The sequence below is a fragment of the Variovorax boronicumulans genome (assembly GCF_019352895.1).
In the GTDB taxonomy this organism is placed as follows: Bacteria; Pseudomonadota; Gammaproteobacteria; order Burkholderiales; family Burkholderiaceae_C; genus Variovorax; species Variovorax boronicumulans_A.
Genome location: NZ_JAAAFX010000002.1, coordinates 1 through 17,095, shown reverse-complemented (window position 1 = coordinate 17,095; position 17,095 = coordinate 1). Strand labels below are relative to the sequence as shown.

At 69.5% G+C, this 17,095-nt stretch carries 18 protein-coding genes; 12 read left to right on the top strand and 6 right to left on the bottom strand.

Annotated features, from left to right (window positions below; translation table 11 throughout):
* Positions 1 to 25 precede the first annotated feature (25 nt).
* The 6 genes from K0H49_RS00975 to K0H49_RS00950 all read left to right on the top strand — a co-directional run bounded on the left by K0H49_RS00975 (position 26) and on the right by K0H49_RS00950 (position 5,651).
* A complete protein-coding gene (locus K0H49_RS00975) occupies positions 26 to 1,786 on the top strand; it encodes a putative porin (RefSeq protein WP_219209289.1) in 1,761 nt (586 codons plus the stop codon).
* Positions 1,787 to 1,796: 10 nt separating this feature from the next.
* The gene (locus K0H49_RS00970; RefSeq protein ID WP_374122287.1) at positions 1,797 to 2,519 is read left to right on the top strand and encodes a hypothetical protein; all 723 of its coding nucleotides are present in this window, start codon (positions 1,797 to 1,799) and stop codon (positions 2,517 to 2,519) included.
* A gap of 197 nt (positions 2,520 to 2,716) precedes the next feature.
* A complete protein-coding gene (locus K0H49_RS00965) occupies positions 2,717 to 3,658 on the top strand; it encodes a peptidylprolyl isomerase (protein WP_219209287.1) in 942 nt (313 codons plus the stop codon).
* A gap of 41 nt (positions 3,659 to 3,699) precedes the next feature.
* Positions 3,700 to 4,224: a YbjN domain-containing protein gene (locus K0H49_RS00960; RefSeq protein ID WP_219209286.1), complete on the top strand. Its 525-nt coding sequence runs from the start codon at positions 3,700 to 3,702 to the stop codon at positions 4,222 to 4,224.
* Between the two features lie 5 nt (positions 4,225 to 4,229).
* The gene (locus K0H49_RS00955; protein WP_219209285.1) at positions 4,230 to 4,484 is read left to right on the top strand and encodes a hypothetical protein; all 255 of its coding nucleotides are present in this window, start codon (positions 4,230 to 4,232) and stop codon (positions 4,482 to 4,484) included.
* A gap of 105 nt (positions 4,485 to 4,589) precedes the next feature.
* Complete coding sequence (locus K0H49_RS00950; RefSeq protein WP_374122286.1) at positions 4,590 to 5,651, top strand: PDDEXK nuclease domain-containing protein; 1,062 nt, start codon at positions 4,590 to 4,592, stop codon at positions 5,649 to 5,651.
* Positions 5,652 to 5,662: 11 nt separating this feature from the next.
* Here the strand turns inward: K0H49_RS00950 and K0H49_RS00945 are convergent, their stop codons facing one another.
* A complete protein-coding gene (locus K0H49_RS00945) occupies positions 5,663 to 6,256 on the bottom strand; it encodes a chemotaxis protein CheB (RefSeq protein WP_219209283.1) in 594 nt (197 codons plus the stop codon).
* 262 nt (positions 6,257 to 6,518) lie between these two features.
* Between K0H49_RS00945 and K0H49_RS00940 the strand changes: the two genes are divergently transcribed.
* From K0H49_RS00940 to K0H49_RS00930, 3 genes are all read left to right on the top strand, one after another.
* Entirely contained in the window at positions 6,519 to 7,214 is a 696-nt protein-coding gene (locus tag K0H49_RS00940) for a secretin and TonB N-terminal domain-containing protein (protein WP_219209282.1), read from the top strand.
* Entirely contained in the window at positions 7,211 to 7,735 is a 525-nt protein-coding gene (locus tag K0H49_RS00935) for an RNA polymerase sigma factor (RefSeq protein WP_219209281.1), read from the top strand. The genes K0H49_RS00940 and K0H49_RS00935 overlap by 4 nt, the downstream gene beginning before the upstream one ends.
* Before the next feature lie 108 nt (positions 7,736 to 7,843).
* The gene (locus K0H49_RS00930; protein ID WP_219209280.1) at positions 7,844 to 8,842 is read left to right on the top strand and encodes a FecR family protein; all 999 of its coding nucleotides are present in this window, start codon (positions 7,844 to 7,846) and stop codon (positions 8,840 to 8,842) included.
* Positions 8,843 to 8,867: 25 nt separating this feature from the next.
* On the opposite strand, the gene chrA is transcribed toward K0H49_RS00930, so the two are convergent.
* From chrA to K0H49_RS00905, 5 genes are all read right to left on the bottom strand, one after another.
* Positions 8,868 to 10,238 (bottom strand): chromate efflux transporter, encoded by a 1,371-nt coding sequence (chrA, locus tag K0H49_RS00925; protein WP_219209279.1) that lies wholly within the window; start codon positions 10,236 to 10,238, stop codon positions 8,868 to 8,870.
* A 101-nt stretch (positions 10,239 to 10,339) separates the two neighbouring features.
* On the bottom strand, positions 10,340 to 11,392 hold the full coding sequence (locus K0H49_RS00920; protein WP_219209278.1) for a porin: 1,053 nt from the start codon (positions 11,390 to 11,392) through the stop codon (positions 10,340 to 10,342).
* Between the two features lie 146 nt (positions 11,393 to 11,538).
* Positions 11,539 to 12,207: an aspartate/glutamate racemase family protein gene (locus K0H49_RS00915; RefSeq protein ID WP_219209277.1), complete on the bottom strand. Its 669-nt coding sequence runs from the start codon at positions 12,205 to 12,207 to the stop codon at positions 11,539 to 11,541.
* Positions 12,208 to 12,231: 24 nt separating this feature from the next.
* The gene (locus K0H49_RS00910) at positions 12,232 to 13,695 is read right to left on the bottom strand and encodes an MFS transporter (protein WP_219209276.1); all 1,464 of its coding nucleotides are present in this window, start codon (positions 13,693 to 13,695) and stop codon (positions 12,232 to 12,234) included.
* A gap of 193 nt (positions 13,696 to 13,888) precedes the next feature.
* Positions 13,889 to 14,776, bottom strand: coding sequence for a MurR/RpiR family transcriptional regulator (locus tag K0H49_RS00905; RefSeq protein WP_219209275.1), 888 nt, complete (start codon positions 14,774 to 14,776; stop codon positions 13,889 to 13,891).
* 90 nt (positions 14,777 to 14,866) lie between these two features.
* Here K0H49_RS00905 and K0H49_RS00900 point away from each other — a divergent pair, with 90 nt between their 5' ends.
* From K0H49_RS00900 to K0H49_RS00890, 3 genes are all read left to right on the top strand, one after another.
* A complete protein-coding gene (locus K0H49_RS00900; RefSeq protein WP_257624534.1) occupies positions 14,867 to 15,466 on the top strand; it encodes a hypothetical protein in 600 nt (199 codons plus the stop codon).
* Positions 15,459 to 16,403, top strand: coding sequence for a nucleotidyl transferase AbiEii/AbiGii toxin family protein (locus tag K0H49_RS00895; protein WP_219209293.1), 945 nt, complete (start codon positions 15,459 to 15,461; stop codon positions 16,401 to 16,403). The genes K0H49_RS00900 and K0H49_RS00895 overlap by 8 nt, the downstream gene beginning before the upstream one ends.
* Before the next feature lie 197 nt (positions 16,404 to 16,600).
* A partial coding sequence (locus K0H49_RS00890; RefSeq protein ID WP_219209274.1) for a hypothetical protein occupies positions 16,601 to 17,095 on the top strand: 495 nt, incomplete at its 3' end.

Here is a 17,095-nt window from a genome sequence, read left to right as displayed (position 1 = left end):
TTCCATTCATTCCTAGAGCAATCCGATGAACCAATCCAAGACTCTCCGACGCAGCGCGCAGTCGCTGGCGGCGGCCTCCGCCCTCGCGCTGCTGGGCGCGATGGGCTCCGCAGCCCATGCCCAGACCGCCGCCGCACCGGTGGGCGACAGCGCCATGGTGCGCCTGGTCCGCGGCCTGATGCAAAGCGGCACGCTGAGCAAGGACGTGGGCGAGGCGCTGCTGGCGCAGGCCCAGACCGAAGCCATGGCCGCGCAGCAGCTGCAGCGCCAGGCCGCGGCCGCCGCACCGGCGGCTGTCGCCGGCAGCGGCCTGCGCGTCGAGCCGGGCGACGTGCGCGTGCCCTACATCTCGCAGACCGTGCGCGACCAGATCCGTGACGAGGTCAAGGGCCAGGTCATGGCGCAGGCCAAGTCCGAAGGCTGGGCCGCGCCCAACGAGACGCCGGAGTGGAGCAAGCGCATCCGCGTCGAAGGCGACGTGCGCGTGCGCAACGAGTCGCGCAGCTATTCGGGCGGCAACTCCAACATCGAGATCAACTGGCCGGCCTTCAACGAAGGCAACGGCTTCGACGTCAACAACAACACCAACCTCGCGCTGCCCTCGCTGCTCAACACGCGCCAGGACCGGCGCAACCAGTTCCGCGCCCGCGCCCGCCTGGGCATCTTCGCGGACATCAGCGACCAGACCAAGGCCGGCATCCGCCTGGCTTCCGGCAGCGACGGCAGCCCGGTCTCGACCACCCAGACGCTGGGCGGCGGCCTGGCCAAGAAGAACGTCTGGCTCGACCAGATGTGGCTGTCCTACCAGCCGACCGAATGGCTCACCTTCACCGGCGGGCGCTTCGGCAACCCCTTCGTCTCGACCGACACGCTGTTCTCCAGCGACCTGAACTTCGACGGCATCGCCGCGCAGTTCGACAAGACGCTGGCCAACAAGGACATCTCGGTCTTCGGCACGCTGGGGCTGATCCCGCTCGAGTACTCGTCGGACAGCTTCCCCAGCCGCCAGCAGGACAAGATGGGCAGCGAGAACAAGTGGCTGCTGGGGGCACAGGCCGGCGCGCGCTGGAAGCTCGACAGCGTCAACAGCCTGCGCGGCGCGGTCGCCTACTACGACTTCAAGAACACCGAAGGCAAGGTCTCGACGCCGTGCGCGCTGTATGCGGGCGCCGACAGCTGCAGCACCGACTGGGCGCGTCCGGCCTTCATGCAGAAGGGCAACACGCTGATGCTGCTGCGCGACATCGCGCTCAACCCGCTGGACCCGGGCAACACGCCGCAGCCGCAGTACGTGGGCCTGGCCTCGAAGTTCCAGCTGGTCGACCTGAACTTCCGCTGGGACACCCGCGTCGCGGGCAACGCGCTGCGCCTGGACGCCAACTTCATCCGCAACATGGCCTACGACAAGTCGGAGATGTTCGCGCGCGCACGCGGCGGCATCATCAACAACTTCGGCGGCTCGGGCGCCACCACCGAGGCCGACTTCCAGAGCGGCGGCAACGCCTACAGCCTGCAGGCCACCTACGGCAAGCCCACGCCCGCGGCCCGCGGCGACTGGAACGTGCTGGCCGGCTACAAGCGCATCGAACCCGACGCGCTGCCCGACGGCTTCAACGACTCGACCTTCCACCAGGGCGGCACCAACGCCAAGGGCTACTTCCTCGGCGCCTCCTACGCGATCGACAGGAACGCCTGGTTCACCGGCCGCTGGTCGGCGACCAAGCAGGTCTTCGGCGCGCCGCTGGCGATCGACACGCTGCAGCTCGAATTCAATGCACGGTTCTAAGGAGCGGCGTGTGAACACCCCATCGAATCGATCGCGCGCACGCTGGCGTCCGCTGGCCTGCAGCCTCGCCGCCGCGCTGGCCTGCGGCGCCGCCATGGCCCAGACGGCGCCGGGCCAGGGCATGGAAGAGCGGCTGCGCGCGCAGCTGCGCATCACCACCTCGCAGCTGCAGCAGGCGCAGAACGAGCTGGCGCAACTCAAGTCTGGTGCCGCCCCCGCGGCACCCGTGGCCGCGGCACCGGCGGGCGAAGTCGCCGAACTGAAGAAGGCGCTGGCCCGCGCCGAGGCGCAGCTCGGCGCCGAGCGCCAGGGCCGCGCACAGGCCACCGAAGGCAGCCAGCAGGTCAAGGCCCAGGCCCAGGCCGCGACCGAGCGCGCCAGCGCGCAGGTCGCGCAGTTCCGCAATGCCTACGACGAGCTGCTGAAGATGGCGCGCGCCTCGGAGGCCGAGCGCCAGCGCCTGGCCGCCGAGACCGCGCTGCAGCGCACCGCGGTCACGCAGTGCGAGGCCAAGAACACCCAGCTCTACGCGGTGGGCCAGGAGATCCTGCGCGCCTACGAGACCGTGGACCTGGGCAGCGTGCTCGCGTCGCGCCAGCCCTTCGCCGCGCAGAGCCGCGTGAAGTACGAGCAGATCGCGCAGCAGTACGGCGACAAGCTCTACGAAGGCCGCTTCGATGCGCGCAGCGTGAGCGCGCCGGCTGCTGCGGCACCCGCCGCCGCGGCGCAGTGAGTCGTGCCATGGTCCGCCGCCTGATCGAGACGCCGGCGCCGACCCTGCTGCTGCTCGGCCGCGAGTGCTTCGTCATGTTGCTGGGAAGCCGTGACGAACACCGCGGCGCGCAGCAGGAAGGGGCGGCGACGAATACGGCGATCGACGCACGGCGGTCCATGGCGTGGATTGACAACGCAGTGAAAGAAATGAACCGAATGAAGAAGCAATTTGCAGTCCGCATGCCCTCGCTGCGTGCCGCGGCCGGCGTGCTGCTGGCCTCGTGCCTCGGCGCGGCGACGGCGCAGACCCCGCCCCAGGCCTCGCCCGCGAACACCGTGGTGGCCAGCCTGGGCGCGGTGACGGTCGGCCGGGCCGACGTCGAGCGCCTGCTCCAGAGCCTGCCCGAAGCCGAGCGCAGCGCGCTCAGGGACAACCGCGGCGCGCTCGACAACTGGCTGCGCCAGCGGCTCGCCAGCGAAACGCTGCTGCGCGAGGCGCGTGCCAAGGGCTGGGCCGAGCGACCCGAGGTCAAGGCGCGCATCGATGCCGCGGTCGACGAGATCACGCAGCGCATCGTCGCCACCAGCTATCTCGAGTCGCTGGCCCAGCTGCCCGCGGGCTTCCCCTCGGACGCCGAGGTGAGCACCGCCTACGAACAGGGCAAGGCCGGCTTCGCGCTGCCCACGGTCTACCGCGTGGCGCAGATCTACCTGGCCGCCCCGGCCGGCGATGCGGCCGCGCAGGCCAAGGTCCGCGAAGAGGCCCGCAAGCTCGCCACGCAGGCGCGCAGCGGCGATTTCGCGAGCCTGGCGCGCAGCCGCTCCGACGACAAGCGCAGCGCCGAGCGCGGCGGCGAAGTGGGCGCACTGCCGCTGGCCCAGCTGCTGCCCGAGGTGCGCACGGTGGTGGGCAAGCTCAAGGTGGGCGAGGTCAGCGAGGCCGTGGCCTCCGACGCCGGCTTCCACATCGTCAAGCTGCTCGAGACCCAGCCGGCGCGCACCGCCACGTTGCAGGAAATGAAGCCACAGCTGCAGGCCGCATTGCGCCAGCAACGCCAGCAGCAGCTGGTGCAGGCGCACATGGCGGGCCTCGCACCGGCCGGCAGCGTGACCATCGACGGCGCAGCCCTCGACGCGGCGCTTCGCCAGACCCCCTGATTCCAGACCCTCTTCCTCACCTCTTCCGGAGACCCTTTTCCATGACCGAAAAATCGACCCCCATCGCCGCCGACAGCACCGCCGCGCCCGCGCTGCTGCAGAGCCTCAACGCCGCCGTCGTGACCGACGCCATCCAGGCCGCAGGCTGTGCCGTCACCGCCGTCGAACAGGACGGCGTGGTGCGCTTGCACAGCGCCAGCCACGGCATCGGCTTCCAGGTGCTGTGGGGCAACCCCATCGCCGCCGGCGAGTACGCCGACCTCACGCTGAGCTGCCCGCTGCGCGTGCAGGGCGGTACGCTGCCCGAGGGCGTGCTCTCGTCGTGGCACCGCAGCAAGCGCTTCGCGCGCGTGGCGCAGCACGGCGACTTCGTGGTGCTCGAGATGGACGTGGTGGCCGCCGGTGGCGTGGCCCCGGCCCACCTGGCGCTATCGCTCAACCTGTGGACGCAGATGATGGGCCAGTTCTTCCTGCACCTGCGCAACTACAAGGCCGCGTCGGAAGAGGGCCAGGCCGAGGCGCCGGCTGCCGTCGGCGCCGCCGTGGAAGAACCTGCAGCGGCGTGAGCCCCATGCGCCTCGCCGCTGCCGGACGCGCCCTCGCACCGAGGGACGACGAGCCCTCGCTGCACGACACCAGCGGACCCGACTCGCCCGCGAAACGCGCGCTGCGCGCCGCCACGCAGCAGGCCCAGCGCGCCCAGCGCGCCGAGGCCGCGCGGCTGCGCCAGCGCACGGCGCTGCTCGAACTCATGGTCCAGACCATGGCCGAACTGCACATCTCGATGGCGGAACTCAACGAGGCGCGGCGCCACTGGCGGGGGTAGGGCATATCTGCGCGCCGCGTCTGCGGATGAGGCGGTGGCCGTGGCGATGACGCCTGTGTCGCGGGCTATCATCTCGGCAACAACGTACCAGTGAGGCTGACGCCAGTGAGCCAGACGCCGTCCTTGAGCCCCGATCGCCTGCATGCCGAACTGCGTGCGCTGATTGCCACCAGCCGACAGCGCTTGGCGGGTGCGGTCAATGCCGAGCTCACCCGGCTGTACTGGGCGGTGGGGCAACGGCTTTGCGTCGAGGTGCTGGGTGATGCACGTGCCAGCTACGGCGCCCAGTTGCTGGACCGATTGGGGGAGCAACTCGCCTCGGAATTCGGTCGAGGTTTCGAGTCGCGCAACTTGCGCCGCATGGTGAAGTTTGCGCAAGCCTTTCCCAACGCCGCCATTGTGTCGACGCTGTCGACAGAATTGAGCTGGAGCCATCTGGTGGCCATCGTGGCGCTCAAGAGCGCCCAGGCGCGTGCGTTCTACGCCCGGTGCGCCGCGCAAGACGGGTGGAGCGTGCGCGAACTGAGCCTCCAGATCGAGCGCAAGGCCTTCGAGCGCACAGAGATCGCCAGCGCCCAGGCGCCGGCCATGCCGCTCGCTCCCGCGCAGGTTTTCAAGGATCCGTACTTTCTCGATTTCCTGGGTTTGCGCCAAGGCCATGACGAGGCAGATCTGGAGGCGGCGATTCTGCGGCAGCTCGAGGCCTTCATCCTGGAGCTGGGCCGAGGCTTCGCGTTCGTGGAGCGCCAGAAGCGCATGGTGATCGACGGCGAGGATTTCTACCTCGACCTGCTTTTCTACCATCGCCGGTTGCGGCGATTGGTGGCCATCGAGCTCAAGCTCGGTCGCTTCAAGGCCGCGCACAAAGGACAGATGGAGCTCTACCTTCGATGGCTGGACAAGTACGAACGTCAGCCCGGGGAGGAAGCGCCCATCGGCTTGATCCTGTGCGCCGAGTCCAGCCGCGAACAGGTAGAGCTGCTGCAGATGCATCAGGATGGCATCACGGTCGCCGAGTACTGGACCGAATTGCCGCCCAAGGCTGAGCTGGCGCAGCAACTGCATTCGGCATTGACCGAAGCAAAGGAGCGGTTGGCTCGGCGTGGGATGCTGCTCGAAGGCGACGCCGACGGCGATGGAGCAAAGAAGCGCAGCCGTGGCGAGTAGCGGAAGCCCTGCTATATCACCGAGTGCTTTTTCCGCCGCAACACCCTGTGCGTGACCAGCCGCTGAAGCAGGGGACCGAGTTCCTCCGCGAGCGGCACATGGTCGGGGCTGTCGTTGAGCAGCCCCGACGTCGGCATGTCGGGTTCCAGTGCATCGCTGGGGCTCTGGACGATGCTGACACCGCCGGCCCGCTTGATGGCGATCAGCCCGTCGGTGCCATCGTCGCCGTCGCCGCTGAGCACGACGCCGATCACCTGCCCCCCGAAGACGCGGGCCGCGCTCTCGAACAGCGGGTCGGCCGCCGGGCGGAAGTGCCGGACCTTCGGCCCGTCGTCCAGATGCAGGCATCCCCCGGCGTCGAACACCAGGTGGCGGTCCGGCGGGGCCAGGTAGAGATGGCCGCGCCGTGGTGCCTCGCCGGTTTCGGCCCAGGACACATCGAGCGCAGTGGCCTTCATCAATGCCGCGACCAGCGATCGCGGCTGTCGTTCATCGGGGTGGAGCACCACCACCAGGGCTGCAGGAAAGTTGCTGGGAAGCCCGGCAACCAGGCGCTTGAGCACGTCGAGTGCACCTGTCGCTCCACCGATGACGACAACGTCCATGGCAGCTCCTGTTGCCAGACTGTCTGCCTGCCGGTAGGGCAGGCACATGGCACGGAGCGCGCCGCAGCCTGGAATCTGTAAGCGAAGTTACATCGCGGCCCCCGGCGCGCGTGTAGGGAAAGACCGGGCCTTGAGGGGGCGATCGGCGCCACTTTCGAGGCCTTCGTCACGCGCCGGTCAAATTGCGCGGGCAGCATGCATCGCGATAGGCGCCGCATCTTCCGGCGGCGATTTCTCTGCTCCGCATGATCTCCCTTCGCCCATGGCAACCCCGGCTCCGCTCGCCTGCGCGCTCGCATTGGCGATCGGCATGAGCCTGGCGCAAGCCGGTCCGGCCGCGGCGCCGCGGCCGGCGTCCTCGCCGTCGCGTCCGCAGGTGCCACGCGTGGGCGACATCGCTTTCGACCTGCCCGCGCAGCCGCTGCCCGAAGCGCTCGAGGCCTTCGGCGCGATGACGGGGTGGTCCGGCTTCTACCAGGCGGACACCGTGGCCGGCCGTCGCGCGCCGGCACTGGCCGGCCGCTACACGCCCGAGGCCGCGCTGCGGCTGCTGCTCGAGGGCTCGGGCCTGGCGGCGCACCTCACCGCACCCGAGGCCTTCGTGATCGAAGCCCTGGCCCCCGTACCCATCGCCGAGGCCGTGGCGGCGGTCCCGCGCGACGCGGCCTACGACGGCCTGCTGCAGTCCCGCGTGCGCGAGATCTTCTGCCGCGATGCACGCACCGCGCCTGCGGGCTGGCGCGTGGCCCTGAGCTTCCATGTCGACGGCCAGGGGCGCGTCGAGCGCCCGATGCTGCTGGACTCGACCGGCGACGCCGCGCGCGACGGCGCCATCCTGCAGGCGATGCGCGAAGTGCACGTCGGCCGCCCGCCGGCCGGCGACGCGGCGCAGCCTTTCGTGATGCTGATCGTGCCGAGCGCCATGGCCGCCGGCCGCGACTGCGGGGCGGCCCGATGAGCGGCCACGGATTCGGCGCCGGCGCCGGCCTGGGCGCCTTGCGCGATTTCATGCTGGGGCGCTACGAGGAACTCAAGCGCCGGCTGACGCTGCAGCTGGGCAACGCCGACCTGGCCGGCGACGCGCTGCAGGACACCTGGCTGCGCCTCGAGGGCGGTGCCGAGTCGGCCGCGCCCGTGCAGTACCCGCTGAGCTACCTGATGCGCATGGCCACCAATGCCGCGCTCGACCGGTTGCGCGCCGAGGGCCGCTTCCTGGGCGGGGCCGAGGTGGAGCAGATCTTCGACAGCCTGAGCGACCCCGCGCCCGGCCCCGCGCAGACCGCCGAGGCCCGCTCCGAGGCGCAGCGCCTGGCGGCCGTGCTCGACGAGATGCCACCGCGGCGGCGCCGCATCCTGATCCTGATCCGGGTCGACGAGATGCCGCGGCAGGAAGTGGCGCGGCGCCTGGGCGTGTCGGTAAGTCTGGTCGACCGCGAACTGCGCCGAGCCCACGAGCATGTGACGGAGCGCATGCAATGAGCTTGGCCCGAGGGTGTGCAGTTTCGGCGCGCGAGAACCGTCTTCTGGGTATGGGCCTCGCGTTTTCTTGTTCTGCATTGCTTGCCAGCCGTCGTGTCGGAGGTGCCGGTGCGCGCGCCTGAGGCCGACCCGCGCTCGGCCGCGCTCGAGGTCCAGGCGCAGGCCTGGGTGCGCCGGCTCGCATCGGGTGCGGCCCGGCCGCGCGATGCGCGCGCATTGCAGCGCTGGTGCGCCACCAGCCAGGCGCATGCGCAGGCCTTTCGCAAGGCCCACGGCCAGTGGCGCGCGCTGCGCCCCGCGGCGGTGCTGGCCGGTCAGGACGACCCCGAACTCGCGCGGCTGCGCGCTGCCGACGCCCTGTCGATGCCCACGCCCGTGCTGTCGCGGCGCCGCATGCTCGGCGGCGCCATGGCGATGGCCGTCACCGGCATCGGCGTGGCGCTGGTCAAGCCGCCGCTGGACCTGTGGCCGTCGGTGGAGGCCCTGCGCGCCGACATCCGCACCGGCGTCGGCGAGCAGCGCCGGCTGGCGCTGGCGCCTTCGGTCACGCTCGACCTCAACACCCGCAGCAGTGTCGCGCTGCGTGCGGGCGATGGGCCGTCCGCGGGCATCGAGCTGATCGATGGCGAGGTGTCGGTCGATGCGGCGCGTGCCGCCCACCCCTTCACCGTGACGGCGGCCCAGGGCCAGGCCTGGACCACCGACGGCCGCTTCGAGGTCCGCTGGCGCACCGACGGCATCTGCGTGACCTGCCTCGACGGCCGCGTGCAGGTGGCCGCCGGCGGGCGCGAAGCCACGCTCTGGCCCGCGCAGCAGATCAGCTACGACAGCCACGCGCTGGGCACGCCGCGGCGGATCGACGTGGCCTCGCTGTCGCCCTGGCGCGAGGGCGTGCTGAGCTTTCGCAACACCGCGCTGACCGAGGTGGTGGCGGAGATCAACCGCTACCGGCCCGGTCGCGTGCTGCTGCTGGCGCGTGCGCTGGGCGACAAGCCGGTGAGCGGGCGTTTCGTGATCGCGGACCTGGACCAGGCGCTGGTGCAGATCCAGCGGCTGTTCCGGTTGGAGCGCACGGCGCTGCCCGGCGGGATCGTGCTGCTGGGCTAGGGCCTGTGAACAGGCCCTGGGGCCTTCAGCGCAGCGCCGGCCCGAGCAGCGTGATCGCCAACCCCACGGCCGCGCAGGCCCCGAGCAGCGGCAGCACGCCGACCCTGAAGCGGAACAGCGCGATGGCCGAGGCCACGGCGATCGCGGCCGAGACGATGTCGAAGCGCCCGCCGAAGCCCTGGGGCCACAGCACATGGTGTGCGAAGAACAGCGCCAGGTTCAGGATCACGCCCACCGCCGCCGCCGTGACGGCCGACAGCGGTGCCGTGAAGCCCAGCCTGCCGTGCGTGGCCTCGATGGCCGGTCCGCCGGCCAGGATGAAGACGAAGGACGGCAGGAAGGTGAAGAAGGTCACCACGGTCGCGGCCAGTGCGCCGGCCAGGAACAGCGGGTCGGGCCCCAGCACCTGCTGGAGCCAGCCGCCGACGAAGCCCACGAAGGCCACCACCATGATCAGCGGGCCCGGCGTGGTCTCGCCCAGGGCCAGCCCGTCGATCATCTGCGCGCCGGAGAGCCAGTGGTGCTGTTCGACCGCGCCCTGGTACACGTAGGGCAGCACCGCATAGGCGCCGCCGAAGGTCAGCAGCGCAGCCTTGCTGAAGAACCAGCCCATCTGCGTGAGCGTGCCCGCCAGGCCCTGGACCGCGACCAGCACGCCCATGGCCAGCAGCCAGAGGCCGGCGCCCACGCCCAGCACCCGCAGCAGGCGCGCGCGCGAGAAGCGCGCATGGGGCGGCGTGGGCGTGTCGTCGTCGATCCATGCCGGGCCGTAGTGCGCCGGGGCGCGGCCCTGGCCGCCGCCGGGCGAGAACACCGCGGGCGCCCAGCGCGCGCCCAGGTGGCCGATCGCGCCGGCCGCCAGCACGATCGCGGGGAAGGGCGTGTCGAAGGCGAAGATCGCGACGAAGGCGGCCGCGGCGATGCCCCACATCCACCGGTTCTTCAGAGCCCGGCTGCCGATGCGGTGCGCCGCGTGCAGCACCAGCGCGGTGACGGCCGGCTTGATGCCGTAGAAGATGCCGGCCACCGCCGGCACGTTGCCGAAGCGCAGGTAGACCCACGACAGCGCGATCAGGATGCACAGCGAGGGCAGCACGAACAGCACGCCGGCGACGATGCCGCCGCGCGTCTTGTGCATCAGCCAGCCGATGTAGGTGGCCAGCTGCTGGGCCTCGGGGCCGGGCAGCAGCATGCAGAAATTGAGCGCATGCAGGAAGCGCTGTTCGCTGATCCAGCGCCGGCGCTCGACCAGCTCGGTGTGCATGATCGCGATCTGCCCGGCGGGCCCGCCGAAGCCGATGAAGCCCAGCTTGAGCCAGAAGCGCAGGGCTTCTGCGAAAGTGACGGGAGGGGGCGCGGCAGGCAAGGGCGGCGCAGGGGGCGATGCAGTGTCCACGGACGGCTCCGAAGGGGTCTCCAGCGCTTGGACGGGACACCGTCTTGTTTCAGGCCGGGAGGCTGTTTTCCCGGCGACGGCATCCTAGCAGCCGGGTGTGACTAGAACGCGTGCCGCAGGCCGACGCTGTAGACGTTCTGGTCGTAGCCCGCCGCGCCGAGCCCGTAGAAGCGCTGGCTTGCCGAACCCTCGTTGCGCATCCGCACCAGGTTGGCGATCAGCGCGGTGCGCTTGGACAGGAAATACTCGGCGCCCAGCCGCACGAAGCTGCTGTCGTCGGGCGTGCCCTTCTGGTCGCGCGCCACGTAGTCGAGCGTGAGGTTCATCGGCAGCTTCGGCGGGGCCCAGACCAGCCCGATGTCGTAGGCCGCGGCCTTGGGCACGCCGATGCTGGCGTCGGGCGTGCTGGCCGCGTAGCCGCCATGCAGGCGCCAGCTGCCGGTGGCGCCGGGCTGGAACAGATAGCTTGCGCCGACCGTCGCCAGCTGGGTGGCGCGGCCCTGCGCATCGTGCTGGACGCGCCAGGTCGCGCCCGCCTCGAAGGGGCCGCCGGCCGCGTAGTTGGCGGCGATTTCCGAGGTGTGGCCGGCGGTGCCTTCGCCCAGCGCATAGAGCCCGCGCAGCGTCACGCCACCCCAGTTCGGCGACACGTACTTCACCGAGTTCGGGATCGTCTCGCTGATGCCGCCGAACTCGCTGAACTGGAAGGCGGAATAGCCGGCGAAGACGAAGTAGCGCCCGAGGATGTCGTCTTCGACATCCCAATGGCGGCCCAGCGTCAGCGTGCCGAAGCCGCCTCGCAGGCCCACATAGCTGCTGCGGTTGAAGAAGGTCGTGGCATTCGACGGGTTGCCGGTGTCCAGCGAATAGCCCATCTCGAGGTTGAACACCGCCGAGAGCCCGCCGCCCAGGTCCTCGCTGCCGATGAAGCCCAGGCGCGAGGCCGTGACCTTGCTATTTTCCAGGCGGGTGGTGCTGCCGAGGTTCGCGCCTTCGCGCACGTTGGTGACGTGGACCAGTTCGGTGGCGGCGATGCCGTACAGCGAGACCGACGACGCGTTGCCGGGCGGCAGGCCGCGCGAGGACTGGGCGTGGACCGACAAGGCCAGCAGGAGGAGCGCCGCGGCGCAGGGGAGCTTGTGGAAGACCTTCATGGTGTGTGCTCGCTCGAGAAGAAGACAGGAAAGAGGAAAAGGAAGAAGAGGGACGCGATCCGAAGAAACGCAGGCGCGCGCATCTCCACGCGCCCGGTGCGGGACGCGACAACAGACGAGGCGCGCTCAGGTCGGCGCGGGGCGGTTCAGCGGGGGGGTGCGCCGGCGTCCAGCGCCGCCGCGGCCATGCGCATGGCCGCGCCGATCGGCGAGATCACCGGCACGGCGAAGCGGTCGCGGATGCGTTCGGCACTCTCGGACAGCGGGCCGCCGCCGATCACCACCGCCTGCGCGCCGTCCTGGCGGATCGACAGCTCGACCGCCTGCACCAGGTAGGCGTCCTGGAGCGCGGGGTCTGCGGCCAGTGCCAGTGGATCGCCGGGTGGAATCCGGCATCCGGTGAAGCAGTCGGCGAGGCCGAGCCGGGCCACGGCCGCGGCGATCGCCGGGCCCAGGTCGGGCGTGGTCGTTGCGATGCCGAAGCGCCGTCCCCCCATGGCGCCCTCGCGCATCGAGGCCTCGCCGATGCCGAAGACCGGAATCGACACGCTGCGTCGGAGGGCCTCCAGGCCGGGGTCCCCATAGGCGCCGACCACGATCGCGGCCACCTCGGCGGCGCGCCGTTGACCGATCACGCGCACCTCTTCCACCGAGATGGCCAGTTCCTCGACGGTGGTGATCATCGGTGCGCCACGTGCGGCCGTCTCGCTCTCGAGCGCATAGGCCGAGGGCAGGGCGCGGCGCGCGATGCCATGCATCATGGCCGTCGTCTCGCGCGAGGTGTTCGGGTTGATCAGAAGAACGACTGGTTTCATGGGGACTCCGCCTCTGCAAGGCGCTCAGTGAGGGGCAACGGGTTTCGGTGCGGTGACCGGCACGGCCGTCGGCGCTGGCGTTTCGGGCTCGTCGCCGCCCTCGATGGAGCGGCCGAAGGTCTCGGGCGCGAACTGCACCGCGACCGCGAAGATGGCGTACATCACGGCGATCATCCCGAACATGCCGGCCACGCCATGGAGGTCGAACATCTTCCCCGCCGCCAGCTGCGACAGCGCGCCGCCCACCGTGCCCAGCGCCAGCAGGAAGGACACGCCCAGGCCACGCATGCGCGTGGGGTAGAGCTCGGGCGCGTAGATCCAGATGGAGGTGTTCAGCGTGAGCACGCAGAACTGGAACAGGGCACCGAAGACCAGCACGTAGGCCACGCTGCCAGTCAGGTTGCCGAAGGCCAGGCCCGCGAGGCAGGCCGCGATGGCGCCGAAGGTCAGCACCCGCTTGCGCGGCAGGTTGTAGCCCAGCACCGAGGCCGCGATGGCGCCCAGCAGGCTGCCGCTCTGCATCACGATGGTGAAGGCGAAGCTCTTGGTGATCGAGTAGCCCTGCGCCACCAGGATGGTGGGCATCAGCGTGAGCACCGAGAGCTGGGCGCCGAAGGTCATCCACGAGGCGATGCCGACGGCGATGGTGCGGCGCGCATAGACGCCGCTGAAGATGTTGCCGATGCGCGTGGCCCGGCGCTGCGGGGCGGTCGATTCGGCATCGGCGGTGATGTATTCACGGAAGGGGTAGCTGCCGTTGGCGAGCTGGCCCGCGGCCAGCATCGACAGCACCTGGTTGGCTTCCTTCACTTTCCCCTGCGACAGCAGGAAGCGCGGTGTCTCCGGAATGAAGCGCCGGTAGAACACGATGAAGACCGCCGGTAGCACCAGGCAGCCGAACAGCCAGCGCCAGGCGTTGTCGCCCGGGAAGATCGCGAACACGCCGAGCGCGAAGGCCGGTGCCAGCATGTTGCCCAGCCCGCCGCCGCCGACGTTGATCAGCCCCACCGCCGTGCCCCGGAAGCGTGCCGAGCAGAACTCCGCCAGCATGGTGACCGCCGTCGTGATCTCGCCACCCAGGCCCAGCCCCACGATGAAGCGTCCGATGGACAGCACGGTGTAGTTCGGTGCGGTCGCGCAGAGGATGGCGCCGAAGGTGAACAGCGCCAGGTTCACGTTGAGCATGAAGCGCCGGCCCTTGAGGTCGGCGAAGTAGCCCGAGCCCAGCCGGCCCATCGCGGCCGCGATGAAGGTGATGGTGTTGAGGAAGCCGATGTCGGTGGCGCTCAACCCCCACTGCTGCCGCAGCAGCGGGCCGACCAGGCCCACGGCGTTCTGCTCGAACACGTCGAACAGCACCCCGCAGACCACCAGGAAGATGATGCTCTTGTGCGACCGCGTCACGCCCATGCCGTCCAGTGCCGTCTCGAGTTGACGCATCTGGGCGGTCTGTGGTGCGGACGAAGAAACGATTGCTTCTCCAGCCATGAAAACTCCTCGGTTCTTAACGTTTTGAAGAGGCGGTCCTGCTCGGAACGCCCAGCCTTGGTGCCTTCACCAAGTCACCGAAAGATGAAATGCAGATTTCGTGCCAGAGTTTCAATGAAAACTGGTTTTCATTGAAGCGCGTAGAAACCCGCGTTCCGGGTCCAGGCGCCGATGCGGCCGGAAGCCTGGAAATTCAGGCCGAAGGGGGGTGCGGTGCGGCTTCCGCGCGCAGCTCGGCGAAGGCCTGGTGCGCGGCCTCGACGCCCGACAGGCGCTTGCGGCCCGCCGCGCCGGCCTGTTCCATCACGCGTGTGGCCAGCAGGTCGCACAGCAGCATGAGCGCCACGTGGTTGTCGAGCGGCCCCGGGGCGGCCGAGTGGCAACGGATCACCCATTGCGCGTTCACGTGGGTGCGCGAAAGCTGGTCGGTGACGTACAGCACCTTGGCGCCCGCCGCCGTGGCGCTGCTTGCGAACTGCGCCGCGACCGCCGGGCTGCGCCGCAGCGCGAACACGACGAGCACATCCTTGTCGCCCATGTCGATCGCGTACTCGCCCAGGGTTTCACCCGCGCCGGGAATGACCTGGGTGCGCGGCAGCAGCTGCGCGAGCTGCCAGCGCAGGTAGCTCGCGAAGCTGCGGTTGCTGCGGTAGCCGAGGAACCAGACGCTGCGTGCCTTGGTGATCGCCCTGGCGATCTCGTCGACCGTGGACTCGGCGATGTGGCTGAAGGTCGAAGCGATGTTCTGCTGTGCGAGCCGGACGTGCGCCTCGATCGAGCCTTCGGGCGCGCCCGGCCGCAGCGCATCGAGGAACAGCGGCGAACCCTCCGAGCGCTCTTCGCGCGCATGGCGCCGCGCGCTCTCGTAGCTGTCGTAGCCCAGGCGCCGGATGAAGCGCGTCATGGTGGCGTTCGACACCTTCACCAGCGCGGCCAGCTCCGAGGCGTTGTAGCTCGCGAGGTCGCCGGGGAAGTCCAGGATGAACTCGCCCAGGCGCCGTTCGCTGGGCGGCAGCGCGTCCAGCATGTGTCGGATCTGGGCGAGGAAGGAGGTGGCTGGGAGGGCGGGTGGGGTGGTCATGGGCGGGCGGCGGGCTCGCTCGATCTTATGTCGACACGGCAGGCGACCAAGAAACGATAAAATGCATGAAACGTCAATGAAATTTCAACCATGTCGGTTCCGGTCGAATCTCCGCAAAGCGCCGTCGAACGCCTGGCAGGCCAGCTGCGAGGTGGTCGCGTGTATCGCCGCGAGGACCTGGCGCGCCTGTCCACTGCGGTCGACCGGCATCTGCGCGAACTGGTGGCCGCCGGGAAGCTGAAGAAGCTGGCCCAGGGGCTGTACCTTGCGCCCAAGCAGTCCAGCTACGGCCCCTTGCCGCCTGCAGATGAGGAAGTCGTGGGCGGCTTCCTTCGTGACAAAGACTTTCTGGTGTTTTCTCCTTCGGCCTACAACGCCGTGGGCCTGGGCACCACGCAGCTCTACAACCGCACGCTGGTCTACAACCGCAAGCGCCATGGCGTCTTCCGTCTTGGCAACCGGCAGTTCGACTTCCGCGTCAAGCCGCGTTTTCCCAGGAAGCTGACGCCCGAGTTTCTCTACGTCGATCTGCTGAACAATCTGGATGAGCTCGCGGAGGACCGTGATGCGGTCTTGCGCCAGGCACGCGGCAAGCTGCCGTCGTTCGACGCGGACCGACTGCGGCGTGCCACCGACAACTTTGGCAGCGTGGCGACACGCAAGCGTTTGCGGGAGTGGATGGATGCCTGACTTCCTGCATGCACGGCGGGATTTCGATCAGCTGCTGGCGCTGGTGGCCGACGAACGCGGACTCGATCCCATGCTGGTCGAGAAGGACTACTGGATCATGCATTGCCTGTGGGGCCTGCAGGCGCAGGGCTTCGCGTTCGAGCTGAAGGGCGGCACGTCCCTTTCCAAGGGCTTCGACCTCATCCATCGTTTCTCCGAGGACATCGACATCCGCATCGAGCCGCCCAGGGGCATGGAGGTGAAGACGGGCCGCAACCAGGACAAGCCGGCGCATGTCGCTTCGCGCCGTGCGTACTACGACGATCTTGCGGCCCGCATCCGCATTCCGGGCATCGACAGCGTCGAACGCGACACGCAGTTCGATGACGACAAGATGCGCAGTGCCGGCATCAGGCTGAGCTACACGCCGCGTGCCGCCGTGCTGGCCGGCGTCAAGGACGGCGTGCTGCTGGAGCTGGGTTTCGACGACACGGCACCCAACCGGCCGGTCACCATTTCCTCATGGGCCCTGGACCTGGCCCGTGGCCGCGGGGTCGACGTGTTCGACAACCGGGCCGTCGCCGTACGCTGCTACGCGCCGACGCACACCTTCGTCGAGAAGCTGCAGACGATTTCCACCAAGTTCCGACGCCTGGGCGAGGCGCAGGCATTTCCAGGCAACTTCCTGCGGCACTACTACGACGTCTATTGCCTGCTCGGCCTGGAAGAGGTGCAGTCCTTCATGCGGAAGCCGGCATACCGGGAGCGCAAGGCGCAGCGCTTTCGCCGCGGGGATGAGCAGGTGATTGCCAGAAATCCAGCTTTCGTCCTGGCCGACCCGGCGCAACGCGCGCTGTTCGCGCGGGAATATCGCAAGACGGAAGCGCTGTACTACCAGGGCCAACCGGATTTCGATGCACTGATCGCCCGCATCCATCGGCACATCGAAGACATGTAGGCGCGAGGCCCAAGGACCGGCTTCTTCATGTCGGTTCCATGACATGCACGAATCACGCGCAGATTCGTACAGCTTTCCCGCGCGGCATCCGTCTAAGGACGAGGCCCTCTCCGCATGCGCGGCGTGAGGGTCACGACCTTCGTCCATTCGTTCGCCCTCGAAAGAAATCTGTCATGTTGTCCCGTCATCCTGCCCCGATGAAGCCCGCCACCCCTGTCCCTGCACGCAGCGAGCGGCGCGTTCGGCGGATGAAGCCGCTGGTGCGTGCGCTCACGGTGATGCTCGCCGCCGGCGGCGCGATGCATGCGGCGCAGGCGCAGCGCGCCTTCAGCCCCGCATGGATGGCGCAGAAGAACGTGACGCAGAACAGCGCGGCCGCGACGGGGCGTTTGCCCAACGGGCAGCCGGTGTCGATGCTCAACAACCCGCTGGCGCAGCAGCAAGCGGCCAATGCGCAGCTCGCGCGCTCGATCGACAACCTGAACCTTGCGGCCCGCGGCATCGCGGCGCAGCAGGCGGCGCAGGCCGCGGCACGCGCGGCGGCGCTGGCGGCCGGTGGCGGCGTGCCCGATGGTTTGACCGAGGGCGGCCTGAAGGTCGACACGAACAGCCTCACGGCCGGCTGGCTGAATGCCAACGGGCCGGTCCAGACCACGGCCGACGGCAAGACGAACGTGGCGATCCAGCAGACC

Bases quoted from the DNA above. Each gene is read 5' to 3' on its own strand.
- K0H49_RS00975 (WP_219209289.1), top strand. From the start codon at position 26: ATGAACCAATCCAAGACTCTCCGACGCAGCGCGCAGTCGCTGGCGGCG.
- K0H49_RS00965 (WP_219209287.1), top strand. From the start codon at position 2,717: ATGAAGAAGCAATTTGCAGTCCGCATGCCCTCGCTGCGTGCCGCGGCC.
- K0H49_RS00960 (WP_219209286.1), top strand. From the start codon at position 3,700: ATGACCGAAAAATCGACCCCCATCGCCGCCGACAGCACCGCCGCGCCC.
- K0H49_RS00955 (WP_219209285.1), top strand. From the start codon at position 4,230: ATGCGCCTCGCCGCTGCCGGACGCGCCCTCGCACCGAGGGACGACGAG.
- K0H49_RS00945 (WP_219209283.1), bottom strand. From the start codon at position 6,256: ATGGACGTTGTCGTCATCGGTGGAGCGACAGGTGCACTCGACGTGCTC.
- K0H49_RS00940 (WP_219209282.1), top strand. From the start codon at position 6,519: ATGGCAACCCCGGCTCCGCTCGCCTGCGCGCTCGCATTGGCGATCGGC.
- K0H49_RS00935 (WP_219209281.1), top strand. From the start codon at position 7,211: ATGAGCGGCCACGGATTCGGCGCCGGCGCCGGCCTGGGCGCCTTGCGC.
- K0H49_RS00920 (WP_219209278.1), bottom strand. From the start codon at position 11,392: ATGAAGGTCTTCCACAAGCTCCCCTGCGCCGCGGCGCTCCTCCTGCTG.
- K0H49_RS00915 (WP_219209277.1), bottom strand. From the start codon at position 12,207: ATGAAACCAGTCGTTCTTCTGATCAACCCGAACACCTCGCGCGAGACG.
- K0H49_RS00910 (WP_219209276.1), bottom strand. From the start codon at position 13,695: ATGGCTGGAGAAGCAATCGTTTCTTCGTCCGCACCACAGACCGCCCAG.
- K0H49_RS00905 (WP_219209275.1), bottom strand. From the start codon at position 14,776: ATGACCACCCCACCCGCCCTCCCAGCCACCTCCTTCCTCGCCCAGATC.
- K0H49_RS00900 (WP_257624534.1), top strand. From the start codon at position 14,867: ATGTCGGTTCCGGTCGAATCTCCGCAAAGCGCCGTCGAACGCCTGGCA.
- K0H49_RS00895 (WP_219209293.1), top strand. From the start codon at position 15,459: ATGCCTGACTTCCTGCATGCACGGCGGGATTTCGATCAGCTGCTGGCG.